The organism is Bacillus sp. DTU_2020_1000418_1_SI_GHA_SEK_038 (assembly GCF_032341175.1).
Classification (GTDB): domain Bacteria; phylum Bacillota; class Bacilli; order Bacillales; family Cytobacillaceae; genus Cytobacillus.
The window spans coordinates 2754895-2770737 of the sequence record NZ_CP135435.1; the positions used below are offsets into that span (position 1 = coordinate 2754895).

15 protein-coding genes and 1 riboswitch are annotated in these 15843 nt (G+C 37.1%); of the genes, 5 read left to right on the top strand and 10 right to left on the bottom strand.

Annotated features, from left to right (window positions below; genetic code table 11):
• Positions 1-10: 10 nt before the first annotated feature.
• The gene (locus RRV45_RS13630) at positions 11-478 is read right to left on the bottom strand and encodes a divergent PAP2 family protein (protein ID WP_315665239.1); all 468 of its coding nucleotides are present in this window, start codon (positions 476-478) and stop codon (positions 11-13) included.
• A gap of 100 nt (positions 479-578) precedes the next feature.
• Here RRV45_RS13630 and sspL point away from each other — a divergent pair, with 100 nt between their 5' ends.
• Positions 579-707, top strand: a complete 129-nt coding sequence (sspL, locus tag RRV45_RS13635) for a small, acid-soluble spore protein L (RefSeq protein ID WP_066294554.1) — start codon at positions 579-581, stop codon at positions 705-707.
• Between the two features lie 37 nt (positions 708-744).
• On the opposite strand, the gene RRV45_RS13640 is transcribed toward sspL, so the two are convergent.
• From RRV45_RS13640 to RRV45_RS13665, 6 genes are all read right to left on the bottom strand, one after another.
• On the bottom strand, positions 745-1608 hold the full coding sequence (locus RRV45_RS13640) for a 5'-3' exonuclease (protein WP_315669035.1): 864 nt from the start codon (positions 1606-1608) through the stop codon (positions 745-747).
• Positions 1609-1656: 48 nt separating this feature from the next.
• Positions 1657-2493: a sulfurtransferase gene (locus tag RRV45_RS13645; protein WP_315665240.1), complete on the bottom strand. Its 837-nt coding sequence runs from the start codon at positions 2491-2493 to the stop codon at positions 1657-1659.
• Positions 2490-2681, bottom strand: a complete 192-nt coding sequence (locus RRV45_RS13650) for a hypothetical protein (RefSeq protein WP_315665241.1) — start codon at positions 2679-2681, stop codon at positions 2490-2492. Before RRV45_RS13650 ends, RRV45_RS13645 begins: the two co-directional genes overlap by 4 nt.
• Positions 2682-2697: 16 nt before the next feature.
• The gene (locus RRV45_RS13655) at positions 2698-6366 is read right to left on the bottom strand and encodes a dynamin family protein (protein WP_315665242.1); all 3669 of its coding nucleotides are present in this window, start codon (positions 6364-6366) and stop codon (positions 2698-2700) included.
• Positions 6367-6719: 353 nt separating this feature from the next.
• Complete coding sequence (locus RRV45_RS13660) at positions 6720-7268, bottom strand: isoprenylcysteine carboxyl methyltransferase family protein (protein WP_315665243.1); 549 nt, start codon at positions 7266-7268, stop codon at positions 6720-6722.
• A gap of 3 nt (positions 7269-7271) precedes the next feature.
• On the bottom strand, positions 7272-8360 hold the full coding sequence (locus tag RRV45_RS13665; protein WP_315665244.1) for a type III polyketide synthase: 1089 nt from the start codon (positions 8358-8360) through the stop codon (positions 7272-7274).
• 356 nt (positions 8361-8716) lie between these two features.
• Between RRV45_RS13665 and RRV45_RS13670 the strand changes: the two genes are divergently transcribed.
• Positions 8717-9172 (top strand): chemotaxis protein CheX, encoded by a 456-nt coding sequence (locus RRV45_RS13670; protein ID WP_315665245.1) that lies wholly within the window; start codon positions 8717-8719, stop codon positions 9170-9172.
• 454 nt (positions 9173-9626) lie between these two features.
• On the opposite strand, the gene RRV45_RS13675 is transcribed toward RRV45_RS13670, so the two are convergent.
• Positions 9627-10202, bottom strand: a complete 576-nt coding sequence (locus RRV45_RS13675) for a xanthine phosphoribosyltransferase (protein ID WP_315665246.1) — start codon at positions 10200-10202, stop codon at positions 9627-9629.
• Between the two features lie 143 nt (positions 10203-10345).
• Positions 10346-10447: riboswitch (purine riboswitch) on the bottom strand.
• A gap of 383 nt (positions 10448-10830) precedes the next feature.
• Here RRV45_RS13675 and RRV45_RS13680 point away from each other — a divergent pair.
• The 3 genes from RRV45_RS13680 to RRV45_RS13690 all read left to right on the top strand — a co-directional run bounded on the left by RRV45_RS13680 (position 10831) and on the right by RRV45_RS13690 (position 13201).
• Positions 10831-10980 carry a cytochrome c oxidase subunit 2A gene (locus RRV45_RS13680; protein ID WP_315665247.1) on the top strand — a complete coding sequence of 50 codons (150 nt, stop codon included), beginning with the start codon at positions 10831-10833 and terminating at the stop codon, positions 10978-10980.
• A gap of 23 nt (positions 10981-11003) precedes the next feature.
• Positions 11004-11480, top strand: coding sequence for a cytochrome c oxidase subunit II (locus tag RRV45_RS13685; protein ID WP_315665248.1), 477 nt, complete (start codon positions 11004-11006; stop codon positions 11478-11480).
• 119 nt (positions 11481-11599) lie between these two features.
• Positions 11600-13201, top strand: coding sequence for a b(o/a)3-type cytochrome-c oxidase subunit 1 (locus RRV45_RS13690; protein WP_315669036.1), 1602 nt, complete (start codon positions 11600-11602; stop codon positions 13199-13201).
• Positions 13202-13247: 46 nt separating this feature from the next.
• On the opposite strand, the gene RRV45_RS13695 is transcribed toward RRV45_RS13690, so the two are convergent.
• Entirely contained in the window at positions 13248-14159 is a 912-nt protein-coding gene (locus RRV45_RS13695) for a DMT family transporter (protein ID WP_315665249.1), read from the bottom strand.
• A gap of 52 nt (positions 14160-14211) precedes the next feature.
• Entirely contained in the window at positions 14212-15723 is a 1512-nt protein-coding gene (locus tag RRV45_RS13700; protein WP_315665250.1) for a carboxypeptidase M32, read from the bottom strand.
• Between the last annotated feature and the right edge of the window lie 120 nt (positions 15724-15843).

The following is a 15843-nucleotide window of genomic DNA, read 5'->3' on the forward strand; positions in this document are numbered from 1 at the left end:
ATTTCGACAATTATCTACCTTTTTTTGTGAGTAAATACCCAATCGCTCCTGTCGCGACCCCTAGCAAGGCACCTCCGATTACTTCCGCCGGCTGATGACCAAGCATCTCCTTTAATTTCTTAGGTGTCTTTTCTTGTTCAAATGCGACAGACTCTTCTTTGTGAATTTTCTCGATTAATTCACCCATGCTATTTACTTTTAATGTTAATTCTCCTGTTTGTCTTCGAATCCCTTGTGCATCATACATAACTATTAGCCCATAAATTAGCGAGAGGGCGAAATCAATGGTCGGTATTCCTCTTTTTAAGGCTATAAATGTGGTTAAGGATGATACTCCAGCAGAGTGTGAACTCGGCATTCCACCTGTGTGAAAAAATAATTCTGGCCGAAATTCCTTTTTCCTGAAAAAGTGAATCGGGATTTTCAAAGCTTGAGCCAACCCTATACTTAATAAAGCAATATAAACACCTTTATTCATTTATGAACTCACCTCTATGTTTAGTGTGAAGATAGATGAGTGTAATTATTCTTTTTGGAAATACTAGCAACGAAAACAATTTTAGGGAGGTGTGTAAAAGTTGGGAAAAAGAGAGAGAAACAGAGGAAAGCTTGCTTCTGGCGTAAATCCACAAGGCTATGGACAGGATATTACCGAGGATCCGAAAAGCAAGTTAGAGAATGCTGCAAAGAAGAAGAATACGAAATAAAAAAACGGCTGTCCCTTTATTCGGGACAGCCTGCATGTTAAGCATATTCTTTAATATCAAGAAGTCGATCAAGCCCACGAAATTCAATTTCATCAAACTTATTTATCACTTTGTCTCGATTTAGGCGGAACATTGCTTCGTCTAATGCACACTCAACTGGAACATCACATTTAATTTCAGCAAGCTGTCTGCTTAAATGAAGCATTTCAAGATCTTGTTCAATTTTAGTCCTTTGTGCTTTAGTTAATTGATCCAAGTTTTCAAGTACGCCTTCAATATGTCCAAATTGCTGTAATAGCTTTAAGGCTGTTTTCTCGCCAATGCCTTTTACCCCAGGATAATTATCACTTGAATCGCCCATAAATGCTTTTAAGTCGATCATTTGCCTTGGTTGAATGCCTTTTTCTTCATAAAATGTATCTTTCGTATGAATTAAATAATTGCCATACCCTTTTTGCAATAACACTACGGATATCTGTTCATCCAAAAGCTGCAAAATATCCTGGTCACCTGTTAGAATGCTTACTAAGGCATCCTTTTTTACTTGACTAGCAATCGTTCCAATACAATCGTCTGCTTCATAGCCTTTCAACCCAATATTAGGTACATCGAATGCTTCAACAACTTCCTTTACAAGATCAAATTGTGGAATTAGTTCAATAGGTGCTTCCGGTCGATTTGCTTTATACCCGTCATACATTTCTGTTCGAAATGTTTTACTTCCCATATCCCAGCAAACAGCGACATGTGAAGGATTGAATTTTGACACAGCCGTTAAAAAATGTTTAATAAATCCATATACTCCATTCGTTGGCACACCTTTGGAATTCACCATAAATTGCCCGTGCACTGCAGTAGCAAAATAGGCTCTAAATAATAATGCCATTCCATCGACAAGCATAAATGAAGGCTTATTTTCGTTTACCAATTTTTCATCTCCCGTTCTTAATTATTTTCCCGTTTCTATTACATTTTCATCATACGAAATCCAATCACTAAAGCTTCCGGCATATAGTTTAACATGTTGGTACCCTGCAGCTTTTAGTGCCATATAATTTGGAGTGGCGGTGACTCCTGAACCGCAATAAACAATAATTTGTTTATCTTTATCAATTTCAGAAAATCTCATTGCCTGTTCTTCGCCACTTTTGAAAGAGCCATTTTCATAGCCATCTAACCAAACTTTATTAATCGCGCCTGGGATATGGCCAGCTTTTTTATCAATTGGCTCTACTAGTCCTAAATATCTCTGACTTTCTCTAGAATCAATAATGACCGTTTCTTGTTTCATCCCATCAACCGCTTTTTTAACTTCTTCATAAGAAGCAAAAATGTCTTCATCCATATTTATCTCAAAATCTGTTTTTGGAAATTCAGGAATTGCACGATCTACTGGATACCCGGCTTCTGTCCAGGCTTTATATCCGCCATTTAATACAAACACATTCTTATGGCCTACATAATGTAATAGCCACAAGAGCCGGGCCGCGAATGATCCTTGGCCGCCGTCATATGCTATGATAGTTGTTCTATTATGAATGCCGGCATTTTGAAGCGTCTGCTTAAATTGCTCGATTTCGGGTAACGGATGTCTGCCGCCATGAGAAGAAACGGGTCCTGATAAATCTTTTCCAAGATGAAAATAAACAGCTCCTGGAATATGATCCTTAACATATAATTCAAATCCTTCTTCTGAAGAGCCCAAATTATATCGGCAATCAGCTATTCGAATATCTCCATCACTTAATCGCTCTTTCAGCCATTCCTTTTCAACGGTCAATTTCATTCCTTCATCTCCCTCAATCTTTTTTCCATCAGCTTTTGCACATGTTCTTTCGGTGTCCAGCATTGAAATTGGTAATTTGGTTTCGTTTCATAACCGAGACGCTTGCAGCGATAAGATATACCTTTTTCATATTTTTCAGCCTGAAAATGAATACAAGTTGCACATGCATGAAAGGACTGCTTCTTCATGAAAACTCCTTTATATTTATGATTCAAGTGAGAAGTGAGTAATTTCTTGCTCAGTTTTCTCCAGCTCTTCAATTGGGAAGTCATCTCTTAGAACTGCCAAAAGCCCCTCATAATATTCATTCGCCTGTTCAGCTAGAATCGTAAGCATATGTGAATATTCTTCGATCAGAAGTGCAGCATAATGTTTTTTCAGCCTTTCACCTTCAGTCTGTAAATAATGTTCAGATAGCGGATTTATTAGCTGCTCTAGTTCATCGCTTAAATTCTTTCTTTCATTCTTTTCGAAAAATGACTTTGGATTTTTGAAATGGGCTAATGCCTTTGAAAACTGAGCTCGATTCTCACTGATAAAAGCTGTGTCAAACTCAATTCCTTCCATTTTTCTCGTTTCATATTGGCTAAATCTTAATTCCTTATTAATCTCTGCAACCTTTTGACCCTGCATATCTTGAGCCTGCTTACATAATTTACCGATATAAGCTTCTAATCTTAAAGTAGTTGCTCTTAATTCCTGAGCAAAATCAAATCCAAAGCTTTGCAGGAAATCTTCAAGGGCAGCTTGCAGGGCTTTCTTTAAATTACGGCCATCATCCTTAAGAGCAGCTGGGTTAAAGGCCTCCTTAATGAAATCACCAAAGCGCAGAAACACCCTTTGCTTAATATAAAAAACAAGCTCATCAGCCTCTTGCTCTAGCCTTTGGGTAAAAATCGCTGCATCCTGATTTTTGAACAGGTTAAGAATGGTGCTTAATTCATCTTCGAGCTGGATACGTCTTTGAGCCTTTAATTCCTTATTCGTGTATGATGACTGAATAAAGGAGCGAAGCTGCTCCATTACACGATTCCAGCCCAATTGGGCAGAAGTAATCGAAATTTGCATAAGCTCATTTGTTATAAAAGCATAAAAGCTTGCCTCAAACCTATCAATTTTCGAATGTTTTTCCTCCCTGTTTTCTAGCTTTTCAGTTAGAGCCTCAAGACTAGAAAGACCGAATAGATTAGGGCGGCGGATCCCATATTGGACAAGCTGCTCGCCCACATATTGTAATACGGATTCCTTTTCTTCTTCATTATTGGCAAGATCAATCGCATTAACCACAAAAAACATTTTATCAAGTTCAAAAGAATCCTTAACACGCCCCAATTGAATAAGGAATTCACGGTCTGCTTTTGAGAAGGCATGATTATAATAAGTGACAAAAAGGATTGCATCTGAATTCTTGATATAATCAAAGGCTACACCTGTATGACGCGCATTAATAGAATCGGCTCCAGGGGTATCTACAAGCGTGATCCCCTTTCGTGTCAGCTCACAATCATAGTACACTTCAATCATGTCAACAAAACAGGATTTTTCTTCTATAGCCACATAGCCTTTAAATTCTTCTAGATCTGTTCTAACGGTTGTCCCGAGTATTTCCCTAAACGCATCAAATCCACGTAAAAAAGCATTAAGGAAGGCAAAGTGGGTCTTTTCATTGGCATCAAAATCTGTGATGCTGCTCATTACTTTTCTAATCTTCGCGATTGCATCATCGAAATCTGCAGCTGATTGACTAAAAACCTTTAATGACCTTTTTACATCGTCAAATAAGATTTCTGCCGACTTTACCTTTACTAAAACCGTTCCATGATCAAACTGATCATTTACCGGCATAATTTTATTAATAGCGGCAGTTGTCGGGTTTGGCGATACTGGAAGAAGCTTATGGCCTATTAATGCGTTGGCAAATGAAGATTTCCCCGCACTAAATGCACCAAAAAGTGCTACTGTAAATTGCTTATCTTTTAGACGCTCTGCTTTTTGAAGCAATTCCGAAGTCATATTTTTGAATCCAGGAACGTCTTGAATGCTATTAGCCGTAAAATATAATTTTTCAACTAAAGCATTTACTGCTTTTTCTTCTACTCTATCGCTTGCTTCTTGAAGGTCGTTGTCTATTTCATGTAATACATTACTTGCTTCTTTTAAATCAATCACAGTTTCATTTGTTTGATGAATTATTTCAACTTCCTCAGTTGGCAGGGAAAGTAGTTTTTTTGTCATTTCCTCATATTTTTCCTGAGAAAACTTCCCTTCTAATAAATCATTCATGTTGACTTTCGCAGAGCGAAGGCTTTCCTTTATTTCAGTTAGCATTTGTAAGTCATCTTTATATCCCTTGTACAGTTTCCATTCACTGTCAATAAGGCTCTGCTCTTTCTGAGTTTTTAAAGATAAAGTATTTAAGAGCAATTCTTTAAAATCTGCCAAACTATTTTTAGCCAATTTCTTAATCGATTCTGCTAGATCATTCGTATATTGGAGAACATAGTCGCCAGAAAGGAGTGCACCTTCCTTCACTGTGTTTCCCAGCAGATCCTTGTTAAAGTCAACAGAATAGTTCTGTGCTTTCCCTAATAGATCGGAATCATGGACCTCAAGCTGCTTTAGTTCATTAATCATTAATTCCTTAATATGCCAGTCAATTTGCGACTTTACTTTTTCAGAAAGGTCTTGGAAAAAAAGCTCAAGACGATTCGCTCTTTCCTGTTCTGTTTTCTGCCGTGAGAAGAAGAGTCCTACCTTAAAGCCAGACTGGCATGACTCGATATAGTTTTCTGCAAGCTCTCTCGTTTGGAAGGGCATTAAGTAAGCATTATCCAGAACATCGTCAACTTTATTGATGAAGTTAATTTCGGTTGTTTTTAGAAAAGTTCGGCCCGCCTTAAGCTTTTCCTCTATTTCAGTAACCTTTTCAGACAGTGCTTCTCTTTCACCTAAAGGCAGTTCTTCTAATCTTTTCTCATATTTCTCAATTTCAGCCCAGCTTTTTTCTTCTAAATAAATCAAATGTTCACTTGAAAGCTTCTTCAAGGAATGATAAACAGACTCTGGAAGCAGCCATTCGCTATTGGCAATTTTATCAGCAATAAATTTTTGTAAAGCTAGAAATTCATTTTCCTTGTGGTCTTCATTTTTTAGCGAAGTGTAAAATATTCTTTCTGGCGTTACCCCCCAAGAGGCAAAGGAATCTTTCACACTTTGTTTAAATTGATCGAAACTCAGTTCTTCATCGCGATGCTTATCAATTTGATTAATAATTAAATAAACCTGCTTACCTGCAGCAGCCAGTTCCTTTGTGAATAAGAAGTTCAGCTCTGACTGGACATGATTATAATCCATGACATAAAACACAAGGTCTGCGAGATGCAAGGCTGACTCTGTAGCAATTCGGTGAGCATCATCCGTTGAATCGATACCAGGCGTATCCATAATTACTGCATTTTTCGGCAGGCTCGTATCAGAGTAGCTTATTTCTATTGAATGGATTTGATCTCCATCCTTACAATAGGATTTTACTTGATTATAATCATAGGGAGCTGGATATAATCTAGGGCGCTCCTCTTTGAAAATAACCTTTGCATAGTCTTCACCAGATTTAATTTTCACTAAATTAGCGCTTGTTGGAATCGGACTGGATGGCAATAAGTTTTCACCAATAATCTTATTGATCATGCTTGATTTCCCAGCAGAAAAGTGTCCGCAAAAGGCAATTGAATATTCTTGTTTATCTAGCTTAAATGCTAAATCCTTAGCCCTTTCTGCTGTTTGGATATCTTGATTTTCATTAAAAAAATCGTATAAAGCCGTTATCCTATTAATTAAATCAACAGTCTCTAGTTGAGGTACCGTTCGAACCATGAATGCCTATCCCCTTGTTCAATCATTTTCCTTCTATTCTAAATGATTTTTCTTATAATGCCTATATTTAGAATATGGAACTTAACATTTTTATGACCACTAGCTACCAAATAAAAAAAATAAAACCAGGTGTGCACCTGGTTATGTAGTAAAAGAATTTATACTTTTGTATGTGGCCTTGCAACATGATTTAAAACATATTTCATAACTAACGCATAGGCTGTTACTGTACCCGCAATAAAAATCGCTACCATCTGTAACAACACCCTTCTGTTAATGAGAATAATTTTCAAATTCAATTAGAATTTTATCATTAACGATAATCATTTTCAATAGAAGATCAACAAATTATTTCAAATTTTTGAGAGGCTTGATCTCTGTGAAAAAGCTTGTTCGTATGCCGTTAATTTCTTTAATGCATTCTCTTCAGCGGGAATTCTAATCGCCAAAATGATGATATTCAGAATGGTAAAGAGCGCCGTTGTTAAATAGGCTTCAAACATAAGTGGAATAATGAGAAATTCAGCAGCAACAATTACATAATTTGGATGTTTGATGTAACGGTACGGTCCCTTTCTAATGATCCTCGCATTAGGCAAAACAATAATTTTTGTATTCCAATATGGGCCAAGAGATTTAAGTGCCCAAATTCTCCCTGCTTGTGTAAGCAAAAATAGTGGGAGCAGGATTGGCCAATAGGAGGAAAGTTCACTGCCAAACAAGCTTACCTCCATTATATAGGATACAAAAAACAAACTATGTACTGCTACAATGAACGGGTAATGTAATTGTCCAAACTCCAGGGCTCCTTGGCTTTTCATGAAACGTTCGTTTTTCTTTGCAATAGATAATTCTGCTATTCTCTGTATTATGATTACGGCAATAAAAATAGTAAAAACCATTTGCTAATTCTCCCATCTCAGCAGCAGCATTTCCGAACAAAATCCTGGCCCTAAAGCAGTTGCAAGACCGTATTCACCCTTCTTCCCAATTTCCATAAACCTTTTTAATACATATAAGATAGTCGCTGAAGACATATTTCCGTATTCTTTAAGAACATCGAGCGAAATCCTTGTCATTTCTGGTTCAAAACCGATTGATTGGATGTAAGCATCAATCACTTTTTTTCCTCCGGGATGTGCAATGAAATGAGTAATTTCATCTATTTTCATTCGTTCTTCCACCAAAAAGTTTAAAGCAACAGGCTTGAGCCAGTTTTCTATTATCGAGGGTATGTCTTTAGAAAATACGACATAAAGACCTTTACTCTTTACCTCCCAGCCCATCACATCTAATGAATCCTGCATGAACGTTGATTGCGTACGAAGAATGGCAGGTACTGATTCAAGCTTCTGGAAGGTGTTTCTACCCGCCTCGTCCCCCGCAACGAGTGCACATGCAACACCATCGGCAAAAAGCGAAGTACCAATTAAGTTGCTTTTTGAACGATCATTCATTTGAAAGGTCAGACTGCATAATTCAATTGCCAGCACGATAACCTTTGCCTTTGGGAAAGCTAGGCAATATTCATACGCCCTTGACAATCCCGAAGCCCCACCGGCACAGCCTAATCCCCATATCGGAATTCTCTTCGTATGTGGTTGAAAGGTGAGCCTGTTCATGATTCTTGCTTCAATACTTGGTGTAGAGATCCCAGTGCTCGAGATGAAAAAAATTGCGTCAATTTCATCGTATGATAATTCCCTGCTGAGGAAATACCCACTCTTTAAACAATTTTCAATTGCTGCTGTACCTAGTTCTACTGCGCATTCTATGTATGCTTCATTTCTTTCTCCAAATGTATTTTCCTTTTTATACCATTTCAGCTCTTTCACAAAATGCCGTTTTTCAATTTGACCATTATGAAAAGCTCTTAATAACCGTTCAATATCAGAAAAGGTTTCGGAAAATAGATCTCTTGCAAAATCCATAACCTCTTCCTGTTTGAGAGTATAAGGGGGTATCGCTTCTGCAACAGAGACAATAGATGGCATATCGTTCTCTCCTTCTTTATGCTTAACGTTAATTTTTCCCAATAAACGCATAATATTCATTTACACCATCAGAAAAGTGCCAAGCATTAGCAAACATAGAGAAATAAATAAAAAAAAGCTCCCTCTAACTGAGGAAGCTAACGTTTTGAAGGAGTTGCTGTGCACTTATTATTATAAATTCTTTTACTTCAGGAAGCATCACCAAAACATTACCAAATGTGTTAATAGAATGAATATGATTTTTAGGCTGTCAAGGAAATAAGTAACAAAAAATTATTTTTTTCGTCAATTTTTAACATTTTTCTTTTTAATAAAATGTTAAAATAGGACTATTGATGTTCTTGGGGGAATGCTGTATGTCGATCACAAAAAGTGTAACAGATATTTTAAATGGAACAATAGAGGCTGTTAAAGCAGTTGTTCCATTAGAGATTGTTGTAGAAAAGCCAGCTCTATTTACCCAGCCCTTCACTCAGCATTCCATTGGCGTCTTAATTGGAATGACAGGTGATGCAAGAGGCCGAATTATCATTGATGGCGATGAATTGGTCTTTGGCAGGATAGGCGAAGCCATGTTTGGGATGGTGCTTGAAGGTGAAATGCTAGAATCCTTTGCTGGTGAGCTCGGTAATATGATCGCAGGAAGTATTTCAACCTTTGCCTCCCAAAGAGGAATTGAAATGGATATTACTCCCCCAACTGTTTTGGTCGGTCAAACAAAGGTTTATGGTTTCACTAAAGCCTTTCGCCTGCCAGTAACCATTCCAGATGCAGGAAGCCTGATGATTGTCTTAATGGTGGAAATCGGATAATAAGTACAGTGATATTAAAAGCTGATCTATAAGGTGCCTGACTCCACAATACTAGTAAGAATTAGAGCCAACTCAACTATTTTGACACTAGATATTGAATCGTGGTGCCTGGCACCATTGCTCTAAGGACAGCGTATTATTTTTTTGTAGGATCATCTTGCTTTTGGACCTCGATAATTATCTTTTTTCCTGCTAGTGCCCCACATACTTTGCAAGGCCCCTCTTGATGATAGATAAGTCGGCAATGATCGCAATAATATTTTTCCATCGTTGAAGTTCACATCCTGTAAAATTCGGTTAGACCATTATATTTTCATAAATATGGATGTGTGAAAACAAAAATACGTGGTAAATTAGGGTAATCTAATAAACGAAAAAACCGCCCATCGGGTGGTTTCTTCAATATAAAGCAAATTTTTTAAATCGATGTTATTTCATCGCTTAATTTTACAACTTATTCCTGTGTAAAAGTTACCTCTCCATTTCCCAAGGAGCTTACTATTGCTAGTGATTCTACGCGATATCCATCTTTTCGAAGGTTATTGCCTCCATCCTGGAAACCTTTTTCAATGACAATTCCAATTCCGGCAATTTTAGCATTTGCTTGCTTAACCATATCAATAAGTCCAAGAGCTGCTTGACCATTTGCCAGGAAATCATCAATAATGAGTACTCGGTCATCTGCTTCTAAATATTTTGTTGATATAGAAATTTCATTCGATTCCTGCTTTGTAAATGAATAAACAGTGGAAGTATATAATTCATTTATTAAAGTTAATGATTTACGTTTTCTAGCAAAGATAACAGGTACGTTAAGCTGTAAACCTGCCATGACTGATGGCGCGATACCAGAAGATTCGAGCGTTAATATTTTAGTGATTCCTTCATTACGGAAACGGTTGGCGAATTCTTTTCCGATTTCATACATTAACTGAGGATCAATCTGGTGATTGAGAAAAGAATCTACCTTTAAAACATTTTCTGACAGCACAATTCCCTCTTCTTTTATTTTATTCTTTAATAATTCCAATGTTATTCCTCCTTGATGAATACGAAATGCTTTTTTAAAGTATGAAAAAAACCTAAAAATCGATGTTCACATCATAATAATGAGTGAAGCAATGACCTTCAGGCTTACATAATAAAAATAGCGAAGAATTGAGATATAAAGTACCTCATTCATTGCTCACCCATAGTCAGATTATTTACGGTAATCAGGTAGAAACTTACAGGCCATATTCCTGCGATTATATGAGTGAAGCTTATTCAATTAAATTATTATTTTGCAATAAAAGTATTATAACATCTACTCATTGAAAATCAACAAAAACAATGCTGATAACACGAATTATTTAATGTTTTAAAGAATTAATGTTCGTGTTTAGACAACCCCGATCTTTAACAATAGTAAAGCTAGGATAAACTGCCCACTTACATCCAAAACGGTTCTTAACCACCTTCACAATTTCTTCACATTTTCCCTCCCCCGAATGTGATATACATCACTGATTTATCAACTTATCACTATTACCATAGTAACAAAGTAACGAATGAACAATTTGTGAACTCCGAAAAACCATCTAGATTCTCATAAATAGTGGAGTATTATGGAATTGTAATCATTTACTTTTTCCAAATTTCCGAAAGGAGTGAAGAAAATGGCGAAACCAGAACTAAGCAGACAACCAGAAACCGAAATTGAAGATAGTTCCTCATTAAAGGGGACGTTAGCATCCGTAATGATTTTAGGAGTAATCCTCATCGTCACTTGGGTTAGCATTTATTCATTATTTTTAGATCGTTCTTAATAGTTGAAAGGGGAAAATAAGCCATGCATATGCATAAGTTTGAAAAAATTTGGCTAATTTTTGGTGTAGGATCGCTGCTTGTATTTTTAACCGTTATCGGAGTTAGCGCTTTCTATCTTGGAAATCAGCCGCCAAGCTGTCTAGCAGTCATAGATCCAGAGAAAGTTGATACAACTGCTCCATTTGATGAACCTGGTCTTAAAAAGGTTGAAGGGAAGGAATGGGATTACGAATTAGTATTTGTTGCATCTGCCTTCCATTATGAGCCAGGTGAGGTTCAAATTCCTAAAGGCGCAAAAGTAAAAGTTATAGCTACAACAAAGGATGTAATTCACGGTTTTGAGGTAGCCGGTACAAACGTAAATATGATGCTAGAGCCAGGCTACATAAGTGAAAACGTTTATAATTTTAATAAAGCTGGTGAATTTTTAGTCCTATGTAATGAATATTGCGGGGTTGGTCACCACATGATGACTTCGAAAATTGAGGTGGTTGAATAATGCTTACACAAGAAGCAACTGCAAAAACTGACCGCCGTGACGGCAAATTGGTAAAATCAAATATTACGCTGAAACAGCAAGAAAATACAAAAGTTGACCGCCGTGATGGTAAATTAGCAATGGCCCACTTTTATGTGGCATTTATTGCTTTAGCAATTGGCGGGCTTGCAGGATTATTGCAAGTATTAGTCCGTTCTGGGAAATTTGTTTTGCCAGCTGGCATCGGATATTACCAAATACTAACTGTACATGGCGTTGTTTTAGGTCTTGTTCTAACTATTTTCTTTATTATTGGATTTATGGTTTCTTCAGTGAGCAAAACTTCTGGAACATTTACTAGTCGCCAGCGTACACTTGGCTGGATCGGTTATTGGTCAAAGACAATTGGTACAGTTATGGCTGCAGTAATGATTTTATTAAATGAAGCAACAGTATTATTTACTTTTTACGCACCTCTTCAAGCACACTTTCTATTTTACTTAGGCTTAACATTGGTCATTGTCGGAACGTGGTTTGATAGTGCTATGATTTACATGAAATATGGCGAATGGAAAAAAGCAAATCCTGGGCAGCCAAGCCCGCTTCTCACCTTCATGTCTGTCATCACATTTATCATGTGGGATGTTGCTACAATTGGTGTAGCGGTAATGGTATTATTCCAATTATTACCTTGGTCTCTTGGCCTTGTTGATACAATAAACATAGGTGTTAGCCGTACATTATTCTGGTATTTCGGACACCCGCTTGTATACTTCTGGTTATTACCTGCTTATATGGCTTGGTATGTTATTATCCCGAAAATTATTGGCGGAAAAATTTTCTCTGACTCATTAGCACGGATGTCATTTGTTCTATTATTATTATTCTCTATCCCAGTTGGTTTCCACCATCAGTTGTTGGAGCCAGGAATTGATCCAGCTTGGAAATTCTTACAGGTTGTATTAACATTCCTTGTTGTTATTCCATCGATGATGACAGCTTTCTCTCTATTTGCTACTTTCGAAAGCTTCGGACGTTCAAAAGGTGCAAAAGGACTATTTGGCTGGTTTAAGAAGCTTCCATGGGGAGATGCACGATTTACGATTCCATTTATCGGTATGCTATCATTTATCCCTGGCGGAGCTGGCGGTATTGTTAACGCTTCTCACCAAATGAACCAAGTTGTTCACAATACAATTTGGGTTACAGGTCACTTCCATTTAACAGCTGCTACTGCAGTTATGCTTACATTCTTCGGCATTTCTTTCTGGTTAATTCCACACTTAACTGGCAGAGTATTCACGAAGAAAATGAATAAATTAGCAATGATTCAAGGGATAATTTGGACGATTGGGATGACATTTATGTCTGGAGCTATGCATGCCGCTGGACTGCTTGGTGCACCACGCCGCTCAGCCTACTCTGAATACGGTGGCGCTCCACAAGCATTAGAATGGATTCCATATCAGATTGCACAAGCAGTTGGCGGATCTATCCTATTCATTGGTATTATTCTTATGCTTTACATTTTTGTTAATCTTGCATTCTTCGCTCCTAAAGGAGATCAGGAATTCCCTGTTGGCGAAGTAGCAGATGAGGCAGAAAAGACTCCAATGGTTTTCGACAACTGGAAATTATGGGTTGGTATTACAGCTGCATTGATTCTTTTCGCTTATACACTACCACTCATTGATTTAATCCAAAATGCGCCTCCGGGAGCTAAAGGATTTAAATTATGGTAATTTACTGATATATAATAAAGCACTCCGAAAATCGGAGTGCTTATTTTTATGAAATCTTCTGCTCCAACGGCTTTGCTCCCCTTTTACGGAAGGTTACATTCACGATAATAACAGAGCAAAGAATTAGGATAGCTCCTGCAATTTGGATAAGACCCAACCTCTCTCCGTAAAGCATAACACCTAATAAAGTTGCAACTACTGGTTCTACGGTCGCAATAACTGACGCCTTACTCCCCTCTGTCTTCTCAAGACCCCATGTGTAAATGAAATACGCTAATACGGATGGAATAAACCCTAAGCCAATACTATATAAAAGGACATAAGGATCCATTAATAAATCAAGCCTGTTCCATAGTTGGGTAATTGGCAATAAGAAAAGGGAAGCAAGTATAAAAGTATATAGCGTAACGGTAAATGGCTGATATTTTCTTAAAGCAAATTTTCCAAATATCGTATACAATGCGTACCCAAGTCCAGATCCTAAACCAGTTAATATGCCAATAAAGGTAATCTTACTTGCTCCTGCTGAAACCCCCGCTATTAAAATACACCCAATGATGGTACCAATAACAGCGAGTATTTTATTTAGATTTAAGCTTTCCTTTAAAAATAAAAAGGATAAAATCGTGACAAACGCTGGAGATGTATATAATAGTATGACAGCAATTGAAATATTCATCTGACTGATCGTTGTAAAATAACAAAAATTAAAAAATACGACACTTAAAATACCTGTGCCAATAAACAGCCTTACATCCTTCTTTTCTTTTAACTTCATTTCGTTTCGATACTTAAATACACCAATTAATAGTAAGAATAGGGCTGCATAAATGACTCTAATTGCAACAATTTCCATAGGTGCAAACCCAAAATCCGCTAAACCTTTAACGAAGATTGCAATAATTCCCCAGAGACTGGCTCCCGCTGCAATCATGAAATAAGGTAGAAGCCTCTTCATTATATTCTCTCCTTAAGGGAAGGGAATGACTATCGTCATCCCCTACGTCAACCTAGTTTAATTTATAAACGTTGTTGTACTTTTCATCTAAATAGCTTATTAAATGCTGGGCATTTAACCCTTCACCTGTAGCATCTTTAAGAATTTCAAGCGGTTTTTTGAGCTTACCAAACTTGTGGACTTTCTCTGTGAACCACTCCTTAATCGGAAGCAGGTTTCCTTCTTCTAATAGCTGGTCAAAATGTGGCAGGTCTTTCAGCATCGCGTTCTTTAACTGAGCAGCGTACATATACCCTAGAGCGTAAGACGGAAAGTATCCAAACATCCCCCCTGACCAATGGACATCTTGAAGGACACCATTACCATCATGATCAGGTCTTACACCTAAATATTCTTCATACTTATCATTCCAGACTTTCGGTAGATCTTTAACTTGAATTTCATCATTAAATAACCCTTTTTCAATTTCATATCGGATAATGACATGCAATGGATAGGTTAACTCATCTGCTTCAATACGAATAAGTGATGGCTTTGATTCATTAATGGCTAAATAGAAATCATTCAGCTTAACCTCATCAAATTGCCCTGTCGAATATTTCTTTAATAAATCAAAATTCTTTTTCCAAAAGGATGGATGCCGCCCGACAAAATTCTCATAAAAAAGTGACTGGGATTCATGAATACCCATTGACGTGCCATCACATAATGGAGTACCGATCAATTCCTGTGAAATGTTTTGTTCATATAACGCATGACCACCCTCATGAATCGTACCGAACACAGCCGTCCGGAAATCATTTTCATCATATTTAGTAGTTACGCGCACATCACCAGGATTTAATCCTGTTGCGAAAGGATGAACAGTTTCATCAAGTCTGCCCGCATTAAAGTTATAGCCCATTTGCTCTAATATGTCCAAACTAAATCGACGCTGATTCTCCTTAGGGAAGTACTCATATAAAAATTCAGTATGTGGTTTAATGGAAGAGTCATTAATTTTTTGTACAAGTGGAACGATTTTTTCTCTTAATTCTCCAAAAACTTGATCTAATACTTCAACTGTTATTCCAGGCTCATACATATCAAGCAAAGTATTATATTTATTTCCTTCATAGCCCCAGTAATTGATAAAGCGCTTTGTCACTGCAACAAGCTTCTCTAAGTATGGCTCAAACATCCCAAAATCTGATTTCGCCTTTGCCTCTTCCCAAATACCTTCTGCCTTTGCTTGAAGAATAACAAATTCCTTGTACTCAGAAGCAGGAATCTTTTTATTACGGTCATATTCCTTTTTACATTGGGCCAATGTCTCCTTCATTATGTCCGATAATCTATTTTCTCCTGATAATTTTTCTATGTATGCAGCCATCTCTTCGGAGGTAGACATATTAAAAACATCCGAAGATAGCATTCCAATCACTTCTGATCGCTGCTCAACCCCTTGTTTTGGTGCCCCAGTTCGCAAATCCCAATAAATTAATGACAATGCTTCATTATAGGCTTCTATTTTCTTTACATAATCTAAGAAGTCTTTCTCTACCTGCTGTAATACCTCCATCATGACAGTCCCCCCTATTGTTTAAATACTCTTTCTATTTTAACACACTCCTCCAATAGAAAAGGATTGGATTTCTTTCTTTATGTAAAAAAAAGACAACAGCATCTACTGTTATCTCTTTAA